The sequence below is a fragment of the Phaeobacter sp. 11ANDIMAR09 genome (genome assembly GCF_001294455.1).
In the GTDB taxonomy this organism is placed as follows: domain Bacteria; phylum Pseudomonadota; class Alphaproteobacteria; order Rhodobacterales; family Rhodobacteraceae; genus Pseudophaeobacter.
On the sequence record NZ_LIKT01000001.1, the window covers coordinates 173,915 to 192,647 of the forward strand.

At 57.9% G+C, this 18,733-nt stretch carries 16 protein-coding genes; 6 read left to right on the forward strand and 10 right to left on the reverse strand.

Going from position 1 to position 18,733, the window contains the following annotated elements:
- Nucleotides 1-84: 84 nt before the first annotated feature.
- The 6 genes from fliF (at nucleotide 85) to AN476_RS00900 (ending at nucleotide 5,459) form a co-directional block, all read left to right on the forward strand.
- Nucleotides 85-1,761 carry a flagellar basal-body MS-ring/collar protein FliF gene (fliF, locus tag AN476_RS00875; RefSeq protein ID WP_054458618.1) on the forward strand — a complete coding sequence of 559 codons (1,677 nt, stop codon included), beginning with the start codon at nucleotides 85-87 and terminating at the stop codon, nucleotides 1,759-1,761.
- Nucleotides 1,761-2,363: a hypothetical protein gene (locus AN476_RS00880; protein ID WP_054458620.1), complete on the forward strand. Its 603-nt coding sequence runs from the start codon at nucleotides 1,761-1,763 to the stop codon at nucleotides 2,361-2,363. Before fliF ends, AN476_RS00880 begins: the two co-directional genes overlap by 1 nt.
- Complete coding sequence (locus AN476_RS00885; protein ID WP_054458622.1) at nucleotides 2,356-2,652, forward strand: FliM/FliN family flagellar motor C-terminal domain-containing protein; 297 nt, start codon at nucleotides 2,356-2,358, stop codon at nucleotides 2,650-2,652. Before AN476_RS00880 ends, AN476_RS00885 begins: the two co-directional genes overlap by 8 nt.
- On the forward strand, nucleotides 2,649-3,392 hold the full coding sequence (gene fliP / locus AN476_RS00890; protein ID WP_054458623.1) for a flagellar type III secretion system pore protein FliP: 744 nt from the start codon (nucleotides 2,649-2,651) through the stop codon (nucleotides 3,390-3,392). Before AN476_RS00885 ends, fliP begins: the two co-directional genes overlap by 4 nt.
- A gap of 214 nt (nucleotides 3,393-3,606) precedes the next feature.
- Nucleotides 3,607-4,818 (forward strand): GTP-binding protein, encoded by a 1,212-nt coding sequence (locus tag AN476_RS00895; protein ID WP_054458625.1) that lies wholly within the window; start codon nucleotides 3,607-3,609, stop codon nucleotides 4,816-4,818.
- Nucleotides 4,818-5,459, forward strand: a complete 642-nt coding sequence (locus AN476_RS00900) for a DUF1826 domain-containing protein (protein ID WP_054458627.1) — start codon at nucleotides 4,818-4,820, stop codon at nucleotides 5,457-5,459. Before AN476_RS00895 ends, AN476_RS00900 begins: the two co-directional genes overlap by 1 nt.
- Nucleotides 5,460-5,537: 78 nt before the next feature.
- Here the strand turns inward: AN476_RS00900 and AN476_RS00905 are convergent, their stop codons facing one another.
- From AN476_RS00905 to AN476_RS00950, 10 genes are all read right to left on the reverse strand, one after another.
- On the reverse strand, nucleotides 5,538-6,638 hold the full coding sequence (locus AN476_RS00905; RefSeq protein ID WP_371257265.1) for a flagellar basal body P-ring protein FlgI: 1,101 nt from the start codon (nucleotides 6,636-6,638) through the stop codon (nucleotides 5,538-5,540).
- A gap of 2 nt (nucleotides 6,639-6,640) precedes the next feature.
- Nucleotides 6,641-7,645 (reverse strand): flagellin, encoded by a 1,005-nt coding sequence (locus tag AN476_RS00910; protein ID WP_054458631.1) that lies wholly within the window; start codon nucleotides 7,643-7,645, stop codon nucleotides 6,641-6,643.
- A 3-nt stretch (nucleotides 7,646-7,648) separates the two neighbouring features.
- Nucleotides 7,649-9,094, reverse strand: coding sequence for a flagellar hook-associated protein FlgK (gene flgK / locus AN476_RS00915; RefSeq protein WP_054458633.1), 1,446 nt, complete (start codon nucleotides 9,092-9,094; stop codon nucleotides 7,649-7,651).
- A gap of 43 nt (nucleotides 9,095-9,137) precedes the next feature.
- Entirely contained in the window at nucleotides 9,138-10,439 is a 1,302-nt protein-coding gene (locus AN476_RS00920; RefSeq protein WP_054458635.1) for a flagellar hook protein FlgE, read from the reverse strand.
- 122 nt (nucleotides 10,440-10,561) lie between these two features.
- Entirely contained in the window at nucleotides 10,562-11,395 is an 834-nt protein-coding gene (locus tag AN476_RS00925) for a flagellar motor protein MotB (protein ID WP_054458636.1), read from the reverse strand.
- A gap of 220 nt (nucleotides 11,396-11,615) precedes the next feature.
- Entirely contained in the window at nucleotides 11,616-13,238 is a 1,623-nt protein-coding gene (locus tag AN476_RS00930; RefSeq protein ID WP_054458905.1) for a long-chain-fatty-acid--CoA ligase, read from the reverse strand.
- A 19-nt stretch (nucleotides 13,239-13,257) separates the two neighbouring features.
- Nucleotides 13,258-14,880, reverse strand: coding sequence for a GMC family oxidoreductase (locus AN476_RS00935; RefSeq protein ID WP_054458638.1), 1,623 nt, complete (start codon nucleotides 14,878-14,880; stop codon nucleotides 13,258-13,260).
- 182 nt (nucleotides 14,881-15,062) lie between these two features.
- Nucleotides 15,063-16,562: a heme biosynthesis protein HemY gene (locus tag AN476_RS00940; RefSeq protein ID WP_054458640.1), complete on the reverse strand. Its 1,500-nt coding sequence runs from the start codon at nucleotides 16,560-16,562 to the stop codon at nucleotides 15,063-15,065.
- A gap of 10 nt (nucleotides 16,563-16,572) precedes the next feature.
- On the reverse strand, nucleotides 16,573-17,898 hold the full coding sequence (locus AN476_RS00945; protein ID WP_054458642.1) for a COG4223 family protein: 1,326 nt from the start codon (nucleotides 17,896-17,898) through the stop codon (nucleotides 16,573-16,575).
- A 53-nt stretch (nucleotides 17,899-17,951) separates the two neighbouring features.
- The gene (locus tag AN476_RS00950) at nucleotides 17,952-18,716 is read right to left on the reverse strand and encodes a uroporphyrinogen-III synthase (RefSeq protein WP_054458644.1); all 765 of its coding nucleotides are present in this window, start codon (nucleotides 18,714-18,716) and stop codon (nucleotides 17,952-17,954) included.
- Between the last annotated feature and the right edge of the window lie 17 nt (nucleotides 18,717-18,733).

The following is an 18,733-nucleotide window of genomic DNA, read 5'->3' on the forward strand; positions in this document are numbered from 1 at the left end:
CCCCTGAGGAACTAACCGAATGTTAAGGCCCCTCCGTCAAAAAGGGATCACGCCGGACAGAATGCCGGTGCGACGGAGGTTAAAGTGCAGCAGATCAAGAATGTCTGGACCGGGTTGGATATGCGGAAGCGACTCGTTGTGGTTGGCGCCACAGTGGCGGTCATCGCAAGTATCCTTGCCATGTCACATGTGGCGAGCAAGCCAACGATGAAATTACTCTATGCAGGGCTCGAAAGCGGCTCCGCTGGAGATGTTGTGCGGTCATTGGAACAGACCGGCACACAGTATGAAGTGCGGGGCGGTTCTATTTATGTACCGGCTGACCGGCGCGATGAGCTCAGAATGACCCTGGCAAGCGAAGGCCTGCCCGCCAATGGCGGTCGTGGCTATGAGCTGCTCGATTCGCTGACCGGTTTTGGCACAACATCGCAGATGTTTGACGCCGCATACTGGCGCGCCAAAGAAGGAGAGCTGGCCCGGACCATCGTTGCCAGCCCTCATATCAGCCAGGCGCGTGTCCATATCGCCAATACTGGCGCCAATCCTTTTCAACGCACGGTGGACCCAACAGCCTCCGTATCCGTCGTGCCTTTGGGATCCCCAATTACCCCAGCGCAGGCCAACGCGATTCGCTTCCTGGTTGCCTCCGCTGTCACCGGCCTGGCGGTGGATAATGTCGCCGTCATCGACGCCAATGGGGCGCTGATCGGATCTCCAGAAGCTGCAGCTGCTGCCGGCGCTGGATCTGATGATCGTTCGCAGTCAATTCGGGATCGGGTCATGCGCCTGGTCGAGGCCCGCGTCGGTCACGGCAATGCTGTGGTCGAAGTCAGCGTCGACACCGTCACCGACACCGAATCGATCCGCGAAAAGCATGTGGATCCGGCCAGTCGGGTCGCCATCAGTACCGATGTCGAGGAACGCGCCGATGTTTCCAGCAACCAATCCGGCGAGGTCACCGTTGCCTCAAACATTCCGGATGGGGATGCGGCCTCAGGTCAGGGGTCCAAGAACAACACCACCGCGACCCGCGAACGGGTGAACTATGAAATCTCGGAAACCGAGAAAGAAATCATTCGCGGCCCCGGAGCCATCAAACGCCTGACCGTTGCGGTCTTGATCAATGGTCAGACCGTCACCAATGACGCCGGAGAATCGGTTTTTGAACCGCGCCCCGAAGAAGAGCTTGGCGCTCTGCGTGAATTGATCTCGGCGGCCATCGGGTTTGATGAAACCCGTGGCGATGTCATCACTCTGAAGTCAATGGATCTTCCCACCATCGAACCTGCGGGAACCGAGGCCAGCTCGTCCTTCATGGACAATATCTACTTTGATGCCATGGGGCTTATTCAGATGGCGGCCCTGGCCATTGTAACCTTGGTGCTTGGCCTCTTTGTTGTGCGCCCCATCCTGTCTGGCAACAGCGAAGGCATGCCTGCCCTTGCGGCGCCAGGTTCGGGCGATATGCCAAGCTTGCCTGATCTGCCAGCCATGGGCACGGCACCTGGCATGGGTGACTTTATGATGAACCCGGATCTTGGCTCCAACATCGCTCTGGATGGTGAAATCCAGGATGGCGGCGGCCAGTTTGGCGGCATGGGTGACATGGGCGGCATGGGCGACATGGGTGGCCTGCCGGCCCTCGGCGCCGGTGGCGGTGAGAATCCGGTCGACCGTCTGCGAGAGATGATCGGCGAACGCCAAGAAGAAACTGTCCAGATCCTGCGGGGCTGGCTGGAAGAAAATGAGGAGCGGGCCTGATGGGCATTACACACCTGCTAGAAGATTTTGGGCCAGCGACAATTGTCCCGGCGGCCTCTTTTCCGGAAGTCTCGGAAGAGGTGATGGAAGAAGAACGTGCTGTCTCGTTTGAAAAGGGATACAGCGCCGGCTGGGATGATGCCGTGACCGCCAAGGACAAGGAATCAGCCCATATTTCAGCAACCTTGACCAGTTCGCTGGAGGATCTGAACTTTACCTACAAAGAAGCGCAGTCGCAGCTGATCGAATCCCTTGATCCAATGTTCAAGGTTCTGACCAGTGCGGTGCTACCTGATGCCATGGCGGCTACCTTTGGCCACCATATCGTCGATCAGATGACGGATATGGCCCGCACCCACACCGATGACCCGATGACCATCTTTGTGGCTCCCGGGGAAGGCTCCGCAGTGCGTTCGCTCTTGCCCGATTCTTTTGCCACTCCGGTTCAGGTGCAGGAAGACGAAGGCCTCACACCGGGCCAAGCCTATCTGCGCGCCGGCAATTCGGAGCGCGAAATCAACAGTTCCGGCCTGGTTGAATCCATTCAGGATTCGATTGACGCCTTCACCTACCACATCAGAGAGGAGAGCCAGTATGGATGATGCTGAGGATCTCAACATGAAAGCCACCGACACCAGCAACCCCTTTGTCTCCGTTCCGGTGGAGGTGGTTGTCTCGGTTGGCAAAGCCCGCCCGCTGGTCCGCGACCTTGTGGGGCTGAGTGAAAATTCGATCCTGTCGCTGGACAAGCGGGTAGAAGATCCTGTGGATCTCTATGTCGGGGACCGTCTTGTCGCCCGTGGCCAGCTGGAAGAAATGGAAGGCGATCAGGCCGGTCAACTGGCGGTTCGCCTGACCGAGATTGCCGATTTGCAAAACGGCCTGGGATGACACGCACAGCCTTTATCTTCACACTTGTTGTCTCCTGCGCGGCGCTGATGCTGCCGCAGGCGGCAATGGCGCAGGAGTTGAGCCTGTCGCTGGCCGAGGGGCAATCCATCTCGGCCCGCTCAATCCAGCTGATTTTGCTGATCACCGTGCTCAGCCTGGCGCCCGGCCTGCTGATCATGATTACCTGTTTCCCTTTTCTGGTGACGGTTCTGTCGATCCTGCGCCAGGGTCTGGGCCTACAACAGGCGCCGCCAAACATGATGATGATCAGCCTGGCGCTGTTTCTCACCTATTTTGTGATGGAGCCGGTTTTTGTCGAGGCCTGGCAGGTGGGCATCAGCCCCCTGATCGAGGAACAGATCGACATCGAAACTGGGATCATGCGAGGTCTGGAACCCTTCCGCGCCTTTATGGCCAATCGCCTGGATCCCGATACCTTCTATGCGATTTCTGATCTACGCCCTGAAATGGAGGCGATGAACCCCAGCCCCGAAGCCCCGCTTTCGGTGCTGATTCCCAGCTTCCTGCTGTCTGAAATCGCCCGCGCTTTTCAGATCGGCTTTCTGGTCTTCCTGCCGTTCCTGGTGATCGACCTGGTGGTGGCAGCGGTGCTGATGTCGATGGGTATGATGATGGTGCCGCCGGCGGTGGTCTCATTGCCGTTCAAACTGGCCTTCTTTGTGGTTGCTGATGGCTGGAGCCTGATCGCCACCGCCTTGGTGCGCAGCTATTATCCCTAGCCGCTAAAATATGACATAAATTCAGGCAATCCCCGCGCGGATCATGAGCAAGCCCCGGCCCAACGCCGGGGCTTTTTTGTTCTGCATTTAGGCTGACCCCAGCCCCTGACCTGCGGTGCGCGGGGTGAAATTCTTCTTGCGTTAAGTTATATCATAACATTACTAACATTCCCTAAGAATCTCCGCCACTCCCAGATATCCAAGGATCAAACCCATGCGCGACTCTGCCCCTGATGACGCCCGCCTCCCCGTAACCGTGCTTTCCGGTTTTCTGGGAGCAGGCAAGACCACGCTGTTGAACCGTGTCCTGAACAACCGTGACGGGCGGCGCGTGGCTGTGATTGTCAACGATATGTCCGAAGTAAACATCGATGCCGATCTGGTCCGCGAGGGCACTGAGTTGTCGCGCTCCGAGGAAACCCTCGTCGAGATGTCCAACGGCTGCATCTGCTGCACCCTGCGCGATGACCTGCTCAAGGAGGTTCGTCAGCTGTCAGAAGAAGGTCGGTTCGACTATCTGTTGATCGAATCCACCGGTATTTCCGAACCCCTGCCTGTGGCTGCCACCTTTGATTTCCGCGATGAAGAGGGCCAGAGCCTGTCTGACGTAGCGCGTTTGGATACCATGGTCACAGTTGTGGATGCTGTGAATCTGCTGGAGGATTTCTCCAGCCACGATTTCCTGACAGATCGCGGTGAATCCCTGGGCGAGGGCGACGACCGCAGCCTTGTCAGCCTGCTCACAGAACAGATTGAATTTGCCGATGTGGTGATCCTCAACAAGATCGCGGACGCAGGCCCCCAGCGTACAGAAAACGCCCGCAAGATCATCCGCGCCCTGAACGGTGACGCCAAGATCATCGAGACAAATCATTCCGAGGTGCCCGCCGAAACCATCCTCGATACCGGCCTTTTTGACTTTGACACCGCACATGAGCACCCAATGTGGGCCAAGGAGCTCTATGGCTTTGCCAACCACACGCCCGAGGACGAGGAATACGGCATTGAATCCTTTGCCTATCACGCCCGCGCACCTTTTGATCCGCAGAAGCTGCACGCCGTTCTGAATGGCACCCTCCCCGGTGTGATCCGCGCCAAGGGTCATTTCTGGATCGCAACCCGTCCTGACTGGGCCGCAGAATTCAGCCTGGCCGGTGCCCTGTCCTCTATCGCGCCCCTGGGACGTTGGTGGGCCTCGGTACCCGAAGACCGCCTGCCTACCCATCCGCAGGCGCAGGCTGAAATTGCCCGCAACTGGGTCGAGCCCTGGGGCGATCGTCGGCAAGAGCTGGTCTTTATCGGCTCCGGGCTGGAGCGCGAGGTAATCTGCGAACGCTTGAATTCCGCGCTGGTCAATGCCGATGAGTTCCTGCCCTGGGCCTGGGCCGATATGGCCGACCCCTTCCCCCAATGGGGACAGCGCTGATGCCGGATACCCTTCTTCGGAACACGCTGCAGCAGGTGCCTGCAGGTGTCAGTGTTGTAGAGCAGGCTGAGGATCTGTCGGTGATCCATCTCCCTGACTGCGCTGCTGCGATTTGGAACAAGGCACCCCTGCCAGGCTGCGAAGCCTGGCTCGATGCGTTGAACCCGAAGCAGCTGCCGCGGGCCCGCCTGATCCTGCGGCCAGATGCGGTAGAGCGCAGCATAATCCATCTGTTTGAAGGGGCAGAGATTCCAGCCTGCCCGGAACAGGACCTGCTGACAGCGGATATCGCTGCATTGGCAGAGCAGTTTTCGCAGATGATGACAGTAGACTATATCCGGCTGCGACTGGATGTGGTGCAAACCAATGCCTGCAGAAAGTTCCATGTGGATGCGGTGCAGGCCCGTCTGGTCTGCACCTATCGCGGCACCGGAACCCAATTGGGCATGCAGGACCAAAACAATGAACCACGGTGTTTGCTAACGGTCCCCACCGGCGCGCCTATTGTTCTGCGCGGCACAAAATGGCCGGAGTCCCCGCGCTCAGGCCTGTTGCACCGATCTCCGCCAATCGAGGGCACCGGCGAGACCCGGCTGGTTGTTGTCATTGACCCGGTAATAGATCCAGAAATGGAAATCTAACAGCAAATGAAAAACCCCGGACCAGAACTCAGGTCCGGGGTGCTTTTTTAGTCTGCCGTTTGTGCATTGATAGCCGGATCAGCGCACCACAAATTCAGCGTGTAGCGCCCCTGCGGCCTTCAGGCTTTTGAGGATATCGATCATATCGCGCGGCGACACGCCCAGCGCGTTCAAGCCCGCCACAACCTCAGAAAGGGATGTGGTTTCGCGCACCTCTGCCAGCTGGATGCCTTCTTCTTCGTCGATGGCAGCGACGGTCCGCGGCACCACAACGGTTTCGCCATCGGTAAAGGGGCTGGGCTGCGACACCAGCGGGGCTTCTTCGATGCGCAGGGTCAGATTGCCCTGAGCGACAGCCACGCGAGAGATGCGCACATCGCTGCCCATGACAATAGTGCCGGATCGTTGATCCACCACCACACGGGCCTTGCGCTGCGGCTCTACCCGCAGGTTTTCCATCCGCCCAACCGCATGGGCTGTTGAGCGCGTATTGGTGCGGGTGATGTCGATCTCGACGGTGCCGGAATCCCGCATCAGGGCAACGCCCCGACCAAACTCATCATTCACCGCACGTTCGATCCGCTCGGCCGTGGTGAAATCCGGCTCACGCAGGGCCAGTCGCATGGTGCTCAGAGAGGAGAGATCAAAGTCGATCTCGCGCTCAACCCGGGCTCCCGCAGGAATTCCCCCTGAGGTCGGAACCCCCTGGGTAACGGTGGCTCCGTCGCCCTCGGCCACGGCGCCACCTGCCAGAATGGTGCCCTGGGCCACCGCATAGATCTGACCATCCGCTGCGTTCAGGGGCGTCATCACCAGGGTGCCGCCCAGCAGACTTTTGGAATCACCAATGGCGGAAACCGTGACATCCACGGTTCCGCCAACCCGCGCGAAAGGCGGCAGGGTTGCGGTCACGATAACCGCGGCCACGTTTTTGGGCCGGAACTGTTCGCCGGTCACATTGACCCCAAGCCGCTCCAGAATATTGGACATGATCTCTTCGGTGAAGGGCGAGTTGCGCAACCCGTCCCCGGTGCCGTTGAGACCGACCACAAGGCCATATCCCACCAGATCATTGCCACGCACCCCGTCGAACTCGACAAGATCCTTGAGACGGATTGCATTGGCCTGGGCCAGGGTTGGCAACAGCAGGCAGGCGATCAGAAGGCGAAAGAATTTCATCATCACATGTGCTTCACAAGGCTGAGTTGGGCGCTGCGCGCAGTCACCGTATAAAGGATCTCCAGCTGGGTCTCGGTGGTCTTCATCTTGGCGGAGACCTCGTACTGATCGGCCAAAACGATGTCATTAAAGGCAAGGCTGAGAGCCGTTTTGCTGGCCAGATTTCGGGCGCTTACCCGTTCCAGCTGGGCCTCCATAAAGCCAATGTCAGCCTGGGCCGTGATCAGGCGTTCCGTGCTATCCGCCAATTCCCCACCTCCCTTATAGGTCAGGTCGGTTTTAGTATCCGCGGACAGTCCAAGAGCCGGTTCATCGAGCAGAGCAATGATAGCATAGCTTTGCAATGCGCTCTTCAGATTGTCGTCGTCAGCCCGCAAACTCAGCGACACTTTCTCCCCCGCGCCCACTTCAACCGGTGCGATATCCGTGGTGGATCCGTTGTACATTGCGGTGTCAAACCCTGTCGGATCCGCAAACCAATCCTTTACCGCCTGGATAATGTCATCGGCATCCGTCAGGCCGGAAACCTCTCCGATGAGTTCCGTCATCAGGGTGTCAGCACTGTTCAACGGGCTGGTTCCCGTGGCGGTTCCGGCAAAAAGGCTGCGCCCACCGGCCCAACCGTTAAAGGAACCGATAGCGGCTTCCAGCTTGCGCTCCGCCTCTTTGGCAAACTGCGTTGCATCGTTTTCAGTCAGGGCGGGTGAGACGGAATAGATGTCATCCCGCAACTGCTGTGTTCCTTCCTGCACACGCGCCAAGCTGTCCTGAATGCTGAGCGCGAACAGTTTGGTCTCACCAGTAGCAACTGTCTGGCTTTCGATCCGCTTCAGGCTGTTCTCAATATCTGCCAGATAAGAGAAGTCGCCGCCCAACTCCTCGGTCAGGTTGGATTTTTTGCCAGTCGAGACCTCTTCGGACAGAGTGGCAAGATCCAGCTTCAGCTCCGCATTGCGATTGCGCAGGAAGCTATGCGTGGTCAGGTCACCGTAGGAATTATAGATCATTCATTACATCCTCAAAAGAGTTTGCATCATCTCATCAATAGCTGAGAGCATTTTTGCATTTGCTGCATAGGCATTCTCGATGAGCATCATGTTTTGGAGTTCGGCGTCCGAATCCACACCAAGGGCCAGCTCTGCCTGGGCCAGCTCGGTGTAGCTGGTGGCGGCATAGCTCAGTGAATTGTTGGCGCTATCGCTGTCGCGGGCAAAACGCGACATCAGAGAGGCGCTGAGCGTGTTGAGATCCGACGAAATGGTGCCCAACTTGGTTGTCGAAACGGTCCGGTTTTCGCTGATGGCTTCTGAATAGGCGATCAATTGGCTGGCGTCACCGGGATCCCCCTGAGCCGCAGCATAAAGACCGTCGCGCAGGCGCCAGGTTTCCGCTTGCCCGTCCAATGAAACCAGATCATTCAACTGCAGCCGCGCAGACAGGCCAACTGTGTCAGCTGGATCAAACGCGCCGCCGCCGTCGGTAAAGATCCCGGCATCCGTGGCACCAATTGTGGCGTCCAGTGCCGGATCCTGAAACCTCTCGACCAGATCACGGGCCATGGCATCCAGATCAGTCTGCGCCTCAACAGCAACATTGTCGCGGATATCAAAGGCCGCGACCAGAGTTCCGCCTCGCAAAGGTCCGGATGCAGAGGTATCCATTGCCAGGCCATTGATTTCCAAACCGGACAACAGCCCGTTGGCCTGGGTCATCTGTGGCTCAATCGTGCGTTTGGCATCAAAAGTCAGCTCAGCAGCTTTCCCATCCAGCAGGGCAACACCGCCAACCGTATAGAGGGCAACGCGCCCCTGATCACGCTGAACGACATTTACCGGAATCGACTGGTTTACCGAATCAATCAGCTTATCCCGCTGATCTTCCATCGCTGTGGTGCTGCTGCCCGCCGCTTTGGACACCACAATACGCGCATTGATTTTTTCCAGTTCTTTCAACTGATTGTTCAGTTGATTGACCTGCACATCAATGGAAGATTCAGCCGCTTCGCGTTGCTTGTTCAATCCTTCAGCCGCGTCCGTGATGGATTGAACAATCAGACCCGCCTTTACCGAGAGATCATGCAATCGCTCTGTTGAATCCGGACGCGAGGTTGCTTCAACCAGGGCTGCATCAAAATTCGAGATCTGAGCCGAGATCGAAGTACTGTCGTCAACGGTCCCTACATAGCCGGACATTCGGGCGTAGAAATCCGAATAGACTCCAACCTTGGCATGTTCTGCTTGAGCCTTGCGAGTGGTGGATTGCAAGGCCGGGTCGACATTGCGTTCCACGTCCCCGATCCTGACACCAGCCGCATATTGGCTGGTGGACAGGTTCAGCTTTTGAGAGGAGTAGCCAGGCGTCAACGCATTGGCGAGGTTCTCCGAGGTCACTTGGGACAGCCGCGCATTCGCAGTCAGTCCGGTCATCGCGGAGTTAAGTGCACTTGTGATGGACATATCAGGCGCTCTTTCTAAGCCGGTGTCAAAAAATCAGCGGTGATTACCGCTTGATGTTGGTGGTTTCCTGAAGCATCTCATCGACGGTCTGGATCACTTTGGCATTAGAAGAATAGGCCCGCTGCGTCTTAATCATATCCGTCAGTTCGGTGGCCACGTCGGTGGCAGATTCTTCCTGCGCATAAGAGGCAACTTCGCCAGTTGGTCCATCACCCGCATCCCACAGGAAATAGGATCCGCTGTCCGATGATGGCAGATAAGTCTGATTATCCAATGACTTAAGGCCGTTCAGATTGGGAACATCCACCAGTGGAACCTTGAAGATGACGCGGCTGGCACCGGAATCATAATTGGCGCGGACATAGCCCTGCGGGTCAACTTCGACGCCAACCATAGTGCCAACTTCAGAACCATCTTTGGTCACAGAGGCCGGCGCAAAGGTATCAGAAAGCTGCGTAAACCCATCGCTTTCGCCAATCATGCCCAGATTGATTTCCATCGGACCGCCATCCACGTTCACCACAACGCTGCCGGTTGTAGCATCATAGGCGCCACCTGAAACGGCGGTCACAGAGGCCAACGAGCCGCCCGCAGTCCGGGAATCATTGAACGTCATGGTGTATTCACCAATCACAGCACCGCCAGAGGCGCTATCAGTGATCTGCATTGTCCATTCATTCGAAGTCCCGGTCCCAGGTACGGTAGGGGTATAGGTGATCCCCAATGTCTGCGAGCTGCCGAGGTTGTCATAGTATTCAACCGTCATGTTGCGCACTGTGCCGGCACTACCGGCCTCGGTGTCGGTGGCAGGCAGGTTTACCCCAAGCGACACTGTGGTTGTCGGCTCGCCGGTCAGCTGGTTCATGTTGTACTGAACAGGCTCAAGACCTTCGGCGGTGTCGCGTGGGCCATCAGAAACCGTGCCATCCGGGTTGGCAGGCCAGCCGAGCAGAACCAAACCCGAGCTTGTGGTCAGATAGCCTTCCGCATTGGTGCGGAACGACCCGGTCGAGGTCATCATCATGGTCGGAGAACCATTGTTGCCTTCGATTTCGGTCAGCGAAGCCACTGGCAGCATGCCCCGGCCACTGACAGCCAGGTCAGTCGAGTTATTGGTGCCAACCAGTGGGCCGCGCTGGTCAATCAAACGCATATTGCTGGCGGACACACCGCCGGCAGAGTATCGGCCACCAGAAGAGCCAACCACCATGGACTGGAAGTCGGTCTCTACACGTTTGTATCCGCTGGTAGAAGAATTCGCGATATTGTCCGAAATTGCGGCCAATGAACTCGCATTTGCGCTCAATCCGGAAACACCGGCATTCAGGGCGGAAGAAATGGTCATGTTGCGCCTTTCTGCTGCAATAAGTCGTTCTTGGAGCAACAGCTAGCGCATCAGCACTTAACGGGCGGCTAACAGATAAAATGCAATTCATCTGCGCCGCCCGAGGGTGGTAATTTATGGGGTTATTCGCGCAATAGGATGATTTCCACCCGGTTATTGCGAACCGCCATCGGGTTGGTAACGGCGAGTTTTCGATCCGCATGCCCGGTCACGCGATGGACGCGGCTGGATCTCATGCCGCCCGATTCGAGCAGGGTCCGGGTTACATTTGCGCGCGCATGGGACATCTCCCAAACTGGGTTCTGCGCCAATACAACCGGATGCGATTGAATGTGACCGCTGATCGCGATGTTATTCGTCACACTGCCGCTAACGCGCGCCACCATACGGACCAGATCCCGGAAAAGCGGCGTTGGCTCAGCCTCACCCGAGGCAAAGAGATTAACCCCATCCGTCTCGAACAATTCGATGATCAGCCCTTCGTCAGTGACACGGGTAATGATGTGGCGCGACATCTCGACCGAGACCATGCTTTCCCCGCCACGACCCTGTAGCTGTTCTTCGATGGCGCGGAATTTGCTGTCTTCCTCGGCCTTTTCGGCATCACTCACACCCGTCTCGCCCTGGGCTTTCTGCGTATCCATCGGATTGATGTCAGAAGCACCTGTACCTGACTGCGGTTGAATGTCTTCGGTGAACATGCTGTCGCCCTGGAAGGCGCCATTGCCGCCACCGGAAATCCGGCTCAGCGGGATCGATGGCGAGAAATAGTCCGCCAGACCTTTACGTTGTTTCTCAGTTGTTGCGTTCAACAGCCACATCAACAAGAAGAACGCCATCATGGCTGTCACAAAGTCCGCATAGGCCACCTTCCAGGCGCCCCCGTGGTGGCCACCGCCACCGCTGACTTTTTTCCTCTTGATGATAATGGGCGCCATTCCGTTTTGTGCGCTCATATCCACCACCACTAATTTTCACCCACTATTGGGATATCAGTTGGGGTGTTAATTGGCCCTTAACAGTTAAATTTGCCGGCAGTTAAGACCTGTAAAGAGCGGGTTTCACCTGCGCCACGACCAGTAACGGGCCAAAACCAGCTCCAGAATGGGGGAGCCGTGGTAAAGGGAGAGTGAACATCCTGCGCCCCAACTGCAAAACAGCGGGGCGCAGAACGGTTTAGTTGTCTTCGAGCAGAATCGAGCCAAAGGATTCGCGCAGTTTGTTTTTCAAAACCTTGCCGGTCCCGCCCAGAGGCAGATCGGTGACAAAAACCACCTTGTCAGGGATCTGCCAGCTGGCCACCTTGCCCTCATAATGCGTCAGCAGCTCTTCTTCGGTGAGTGCGCTATCAGATTTTATGGCAATCACCACTGGGCGCTCGTCCCATTTTGGATGCTGCGCCGCGATGGCAGCCGCCTGTGCCACCTGCGGGTGCGACATAGCGATATCTTCCAGCTCAACAGTCGAAATCCATTCGCCACCGGATTTGATGATGTCCTTGGAGCGGTCACGGATGATCATATAGCCGTCGCCATCAATAGTGGCGACATCTCCGGTATCAAACCAGCCATCCATGGTCAGGGCGCTGTCTTCCTGGCCAAAGTAGGTGTCGATGATCCAGTGTCCACGGATTTGCAGCTCACCCTGGGTCTCTCCATCATGGGGCAGCACATGGCCAGACTCATCAACAATGCGCAGCTCAACGCCATAGGGCGGACGGCCCTGGCCTTCGCGAATGGCGCCTTTTTCGGTATCAGACAGATCCTGGTGCTTTTGCAGCAAATGGTTCAGCGTCCCCAGCGGACTGGTTTCGGTCATGCCCCAGGCATGGATCAGCTCGACGCCGTATTTGTCGCGGAAGGCCGGGATCATCACGGTTGGCAGCGCCGAGCCACCCACAACCGTGCGTGTCAGGCTTTCGGCCTTGCTGCCGGTTTTCTCCAGCGCCTGCAGCAGCCCCATCCAGATGGTGGGAACGCCCAGCGCCAATGTCACCTGCTCACCGTCGATCAGACGCACCAGGCTTTCACCGTCCAGATTTGGCCCCGGCAACACCAGCTTGGCGCCGACACCGGCAGCGATATAGGGCACGCCCCAGGCATTGACGTGGAACATCGGGACCACTGCCATGACGGTATCACGCGCCGAAATCGCCAGGCCATCCGGCTGGTTGCCACCCAGCGAATGAAGCACTGTGGTCCGGTGGGTATATTGCACACCCTTTGGATTGCCGGTGGTGCCCGAGGTATAGCACAGGCTAGAGGGCATATTCTCATCCAGCACGGGCCAGCTATAGTCGTCAGCCTCAGCGCCAATCAGCTCGTCATAGAACAGGATACCCGGCACCGCCTCGGTCGCGGCCTCATCGCGGGGACCCATCAGAACGATATGTTTGATGGTCTTGAAGTGTTCTTTCAACTGGCCCACAGCGGGTACAAAAGTGGCATCAATGAACAAGACCTGATCTGCAGCATGATTGATGATGTAGATCAGCTGCTCAGGCTTCAGGCGCGGATTGATCGTGTGGCAGATCATGCCTGCCCCTGCGACACCAAAATAGATCTCCAAGTGGCGACGATTGTTCCAGGCAATGGTCCCGCAACGCTCCCCTTGGGCCACACCCAGACGCTCCAGCGCGGCGGCCAGTTTTCGGGCGTTGGCCTCGATCTCACCCCAGCTGGAATGCACCACCTCACCCGAGGTCTCTACCGACGTCACTGTGGTTTCGCCGTGATAACGACCCGCATGTTCAACCAGAGAACTGATTGTCAGCGGCTTGTGCATCATTTTACCAAGCATTTCGCCTGTCTCCTCATATTTATTCTGCAGCCAACGCCGCATGGCCACGGATCATATCCGCAGCCTTTTCAGCAATCATAATGGTGGGCGCGTTGGTATTGCCCCCAATCAGCCGTGGCATGACAGAGGCATCGACAACACGCAGCCCCGCCAGGCCCCGCACCTTCAATTCCGGATCGACAACAGCCATGTCATCCTGCCCCATCTTGCAGGTTCCCACCGGATGATAAATCGTATCCGAGCGCGCCCGGATGTGCTGCTCCAACGCTGCGTCATCCGGCTCTTCTTTGATAAAGAGTTCTTTATGAATATAACCCGCCAATGGTGCAGTCTGCATCAGCTGCCGCGTTTTGCGCGCGCCCTTCATCAGCACCGCCAGATCTTCGGGATCCGACAGGAACTGCGGGTCAATGCGTGGCGGTGCCATCGGATCAGCCGAGCTCAGCCCCACCGAGCCCCGCGATTTTGGTCTGAGCACACAGACATGACAACTGAAGCCATGGCCCATGTGCAGTTTGCGTGCATGATCATCGACAATTGAGATGACAAAATGCAGCTGGATATCAGCGCGTTCTAGGTGGCTTTCGGTTTTGAGGAAGGCCGCCCCTTCGGCAAAGGGCGTAGAAAGCATACCCGTTCCAGATTTGCGCCAATCGGCCATATGTTTCAGCAGAGACACACTGCCTGGCAGCGAGATGCCAAAATTGTCGCGATCTTTGCTTTTGTAGGCCAGGGTGAAATCCAAATGGTCCTGCAGATTCTGGCCAACGCCGGGCAGCTCATGCACCAACGTGATGCCATGGGGCTCGATATCCTCGGCCCGGCCAACACCGGAGAGTTGCAACAATTGTGGCGAATTAAATGCTCCGCCACATAGGATCACCTCACGCTTTGCTGTGACCTGCTTCTCCTGGCCGCCCTGGCGATAGGCAACGCCCGTGGCGCGCTTTCCCTCAAGCAACACGCGGGTTGCATGGGCCTTGGTCAATACGGTCAGATTAGGACGGTCCATCACCGGATGCAGATAGGCCGCCGCCGCCGAGCATCGCTCACCATTCCTATCCTTGGCGTGGAACTGAGTGACCTGATATTCGCCAATGCCTTCGTTGTCGCCGCTGTTGAAATCCGCAACCTCGCGGATCTGCAACGCCTGCCCAGCCTCGACAAAGGCCCGGGTTATAGGGCGTGGGGATTTCTGATTGCTGACCTGTAGCGGACCACTGCCCCCATGGGCATCATCACCGCCGCGCTCGTTGTTTTCCGCCCGTTTAAAATAGGGCAACACCGCGTCCCAGTTCCAGCCGTCACAGCCCAGATCGGCCCATTCGTCATAGTCCTTGGCGTGGCCACGCACATAGAGCATGGCGTTTATGGCACTGGAGCCGCCCAGCGCCTTGCCGCGCGGCTGATAGCCTTTGCGCCCGTTTAACCCCGGTTGCGGCACCGTTTCAAAAGCCCAGTTGTTGATCTTGGGGCGCCCAGGCAGCATGGCAACAACCGCAGCAGGGGCACGGACCAGAATACTGTCGCCCTTGCCGCCTGCCTCAATCAGGCAAACCGTGGTGGCAGAATCCTCGCTCAGACGCGCGGCCAATGTGGACCCCGCTGAGCCGCCTCCGACAATCACATAGTCAAACTGCATTGCTTCTCTCCCCCTACAACCCTTTGGGGATGAGCAGAGCCAAGCCGACAGGCTCTGTCCAGACTTACACAGCGTAATTCGGCAGCTGAGCACAGAGGGATGTGCCAAAAAATGGAGCCGCACCAAAGGAAAGGGCCGCAGCGGCTAAGATTTGCCCGCTGCGGCCCTTTCGCTTAACTCAGTTAAGCCTTCGCTTCGCTGCTGTCTTCTGAACGTGAGCTTTCAGAGGTTGGATCGCTCTCGCTTATGTCATCGAGCTCTTCGGCGTCGATGACATCTTGCACCACCACAGCATCAGAAGCACTCGACGCGCCAGTAATCAGCGGCAGCATATGCACGCCTGTGGCGCTGGCCACCTCTGGGGTTTCAGGCCGCTGCCAGCTTAGGGTGTCAAAGCTGGTGCAATGTTCACAGACTGGCGCCCATTCCGCGTGGATATGGTTGCAATTGGTGCAGAGCCACTGTGGCCCGCGTGGTGCTGTCAGCGCCCGGGCCAGCCAGGCCTGGGTCACCGCATTATCCGCGCCCTCGCCCTTCTCGATTGCTGCCATCAGGGTCAGCACCCGTGCATCCGGCGCCCGTTCGACCAGATCCCCCAGAACTCGACGCGCTTCGGGGAAGTCTTCGGCAACGATATGCAGCTCGGCCATGACCAACCGGGTTTCGTCATCCTGGGGCTTGAGCCGCGCCAGTTGATCAAAACGTTTCACCCGCTGCGGGGCGGTTTCTTCTGGCTCAACCTCAGCAAAGACATGGGCCAGATCCGGGTGCGGCTGCGCCTCCCAGGCTTTTTTCAGCACCTTGATGGCATTGCGTTTCTTGCCCTGCTCCAGATAGGCGCGCGCTGCCATAGCCGCCGCCGGAACCAGATCAGGCGAAAGTCGGTTGGCTTCAATCGCCTGTTCGCGCTGCTCTATAGTGGCTGCCTCATCTGCAACTTCGCGCGAGGCCGACAGGGCCAGCACCGCATCGCGCCGCTTAAAGACATCGCGCGGCAGTGAGCCGGATTTCAGCTTGGCCGACAGGGTCTTGCGCGCACCTGCCCAATCCTCGGCCTGGGCTTGCAGCTGCAACAGGGTGTCCTGAACCTCTTCGTGTTTGGGACGCAGGGCCAAGGCCTTTTCAGCCAGTTGCAGCGCCGTGTCCTTGTCCCCTTCTGAGAGTTTTTGCTTCATAATGCCACGCACGCCAACAAAGCGGGTGCTCTGATCGCTCAGCAAGCGTTTGTAGGCCTCGGCAGCTTTATGAGTATCCCCGGCCATCTCTGCGGCCTGGGCGGTCAACAGATCAGTGAGTTGCGGATTATCAAGATAGCGCGCCGCTTTTGACGCCTTGGTCAGCGCTAGGCGCCCCTCGCCGGAGGCCAGCGCCATCATGCCGTCAGACAGCGCCTGATAGCCCTTGCGCTCGCGCCCCTTGTCAAAATAGCGCGACATCGCCGTCTCATCGCCATTGAGGAACTTGAGCGTCGCCACCAGCAGCGTCAGCAGCTTGAGGAAGATCCAGACTGACAGCACCAACAGGCCCAGCGCCAGCACCGATTGCAGCGCCCCAAGGGTGTATTCGGTGCCCGCAACGGTGATCTGCACCCCGCCTGCGGTTTCCATCAAAATACCCGCCCCAAAGGCGATCAGCGCCACCAGGGCAACAAAAACCAGAATTTTCAACAATGACCAGAGCATGGCGGCTTCCTTATTTGGCGTTCAGGCTTTGGGCCAGGTGATCAACAGCCGCAATGGCTGCCAGACGTGTTTGGGCGGAGGCCTGCCAAGCGGCAAAAGCCGCTTGGGCCGCCTCGGGCAGGGTCTCTATCTCTGCGAGCGCATCGGCAATTGCGCCAGACTGAACTGCGGCCTCAGCGCGGGACAAAACCGCATCAGCGCCGTCGCCCTCTTGTCGTGTCACCGAACGGGCGCCAAGGTGACGATTGACATAATCCATCAGACCACCGCTGCCCTTGGTTTCCTGCCGCGCCAGCGCCAATGCCTCACGCGCGAGCGGCGCATAGCCGGCTTGCAGGCCAGACAGCGTGGCAACACCAGCCTCGCCACTTCCGGACAGATCCTGAGGAACAACAACCTGCAGGCTGTGCAGCTCCGCCAGAGGTTCGGCAAAGCTGCCGCCTGTATCCAGAGAGATACGGATTTTTGCCAGTGCCAGTTGGGCTGCAGCGATGCGTGCCGCCTCCAGACTTGCCTTCTCCGTGAGACGGGCCTCGGCCAGCATCTCTTCAACCTCAGAACGCTGGGTTGCCAAGCTTTGCTGCAACTTGGCCAATTCGCCCTCAAAGGCGGCAACCGCCTCGGGAGAAGCCGCATCGGTCAGCGGGCGTGCCTCTATCTGTTCCAGCCGGGCATTTAGATCCGTGATCTCGGCAGAGCTTGCAGAACCCGGCGCCGGAGCATCACGCAGGGCTGATACGGCAGATTCGAGCACATCAAGACGTGTATTCAAAGGCGCAACATCTGGCAGATCAATACTACCAAGTTGCCCCTGAAGTCCGGCAATCTGTTCTTTCAAGGCTGCTTGTTCCTTGGCATTGGCTGCCATATCGGCCTCATAAGCCGCCTGGTCTATGCCGCCAGTGCCCAGAAGGCTGGCAGGCATAACCGAGTTGAGGAACCCGCCCTGGCCAACAACAAAACCAAGCACAGCAGCCACGGCGCCGCCGAGCACAGCCGAACCAAACCCACCGCGTTTTTCGATGATGCGTTCCACTTCTGGCTGGGGGGCAGGTGGTACTGACGCTTCTTCGACTGCGTCACGCTTTTCAGCAGTCTCAGTCTCAGTCTCAGTCTCAGTCTCAGTCTCAGTCTCAGTCTCAGTCTCAGTCTCAGTCTCAGAGGGGGCCTCAGCCTCAACCTCTTCTTGGTCAAGCACCTCGGCTTCGATTTGATCCTCGGTCAGCTCCTCAGTGGCCAAGCTCTCGGTCTCAGAGGATGGCGCATCCTTTGCCCCAAGGTCCTGCGTGTCAGCCTCTGGCTTGATCACATCATCCGCAGTTGTCTTGTCAGCCACACTGGCCTCCCCTTGATTCTCAAATCACTTAAACTCAGCACAACGCCCTGACCCTACTGCGCCGGATTGCCACCCTCAAGGTGCGCCAACCGAACTGCGGCATCACGGACCATCACAGCCATATTGCGAGCATCCGGCATCTTACTTACCTGCAAGTCCTTGTAGTGCAAGCCCTTCACCTCTGTTGCCACGGCGTGACTTAACGCAATCAAAGTCAAATTGGCTTGATCCAACCCCAGACTGGCAAAATGCCGCGCAGTGCGTGGTGAAAAAAGCGGCGCAATGATCCTGTCCTGCGCCCGGATTTTTTGCAGGATCTCATCTGTTGGCGTCACAAGCTGCTGCTCATAGATTGCCTGCGCCTCGCAGGGCAGGCCAGCGGCCGCCAGGTTTCGCGCAATATCGCCACGGGTATGACGCCCGTGCATATGTAACAGGGGTACGGCTGGTCTGGCATCCCTAAGATACGCAATCAGCTCGGCTGCTGTGGCTCCGCAACATTGCGCGCGCCACCCAGCCTGTTCTGCGGCTCTGGTTGTACGCTGCCCAACACAAAAGGCTGGCAAGGAGGTCGGCGCCTGACCTGCCGCCAGAACTCCATTGCTGGAAGAGAAAACCACTCCTTTGTGTCCGTCAATAGCAACCGGCACATCAAGCGCCCGTATCCGCATTAAAGGGGCGTAAATCACATCCAGCTGTGCTTGCAGTTCAGCCGGCAGCTGCGCCACAAATCCCTGCGATGCTTCGAGTGGTCGTGTCATCAACAGGGCAATCTTGGTGGGTTCAGCACGGCGTTCAGAGACCGGGGCGTTGGTCATGCTTTGGGCTCCTGGGA

Excerpts from the sequence above, each read along its gene's own strand:
- AN476_RS00880 (WP_054458620.1), top strand. The coding sequence starts at position 1,761 with ATGGGCATTACACACCTGCTAGAAGATTTTGGGCCAGCGACAATTGTC.
- AN476_RS00885 (WP_054458622.1), top strand. The coding sequence starts at position 2,356 with ATGGATGATGCTGAGGATCTCAACATGAAAGCCACCGACACCAGCAAC.
- fliP (WP_054458623.1), top strand. The coding sequence starts at position 2,649 with ATGACACGCACAGCCTTTATCTTCACACTTGTTGTCTCCTGCGCGGCG.
- AN476_RS00895 (WP_054458625.1), top strand. The coding sequence starts at position 3,607 with ATGCGCGACTCTGCCCCTGATGACGCCCGCCTCCCCGTAACCGTGCTT.
- AN476_RS00900 (WP_054458627.1), top strand. The coding sequence starts at position 4,818 with ATGCCGGATACCCTTCTTCGGAACACGCTGCAGCAGGTGCCTGCAGGT.
- AN476_RS00905 (WP_371257265.1), bottom strand. The coding sequence starts at position 6,638 with ATGAAATTCTTTCGCCTTCTGATCGCCTGCCTGCTGTTGCCAACCCTG.
- AN476_RS00910 (WP_054458631.1), bottom strand. The coding sequence starts at position 7,645 with ATGATCTATAATTCCTACGGTGACCTGACCACGCATAGCTTCCTGCGC.
- flgK (WP_054458633.1), bottom strand. The coding sequence starts at position 9,094 with ATGTCCATCACAAGTGCACTTAACTCCGCGATGACCGGACTGACTGCG.
- AN476_RS00920 (WP_054458635.1), bottom strand. The coding sequence starts at position 10,439 with ATGACCATTTCTTCCGCCCTGAATGCCGGTGTTTCCGGATTGAGCGCA.
- AN476_RS00925 (WP_054458636.1), bottom strand. The coding sequence starts at position 11,395 with ATGAGCGCACAAAACGGAATGGCGCCCATTATCATCAAGAGGAAAAAA.
- AN476_RS00930 (WP_054458905.1), bottom strand. The coding sequence starts at position 13,238 with ATGCTTGGTAAAATGATGCACAAGCCGCTGACAATCAGTTCTCTGGTT.
- AN476_RS00935 (WP_054458638.1), bottom strand. The coding sequence starts at position 14,880 with ATGCAGTTTGACTATGTGATTGTCGGAGGCGGCTCAGCGGGGTCCACA.
- AN476_RS00940 (WP_054458640.1), bottom strand. The coding sequence starts at position 16,562 with ATGCTCTGGTCATTGTTGAAAATTCTGGTTTTTGTTGCCCTGGTGGCG.
- AN476_RS00950 (WP_054458644.1), bottom strand. The coding sequence starts at position 18,716 with ATGACCAACGCCCCGGTCTCTGAACGCCGTGCTGAACCCACCAAGATT.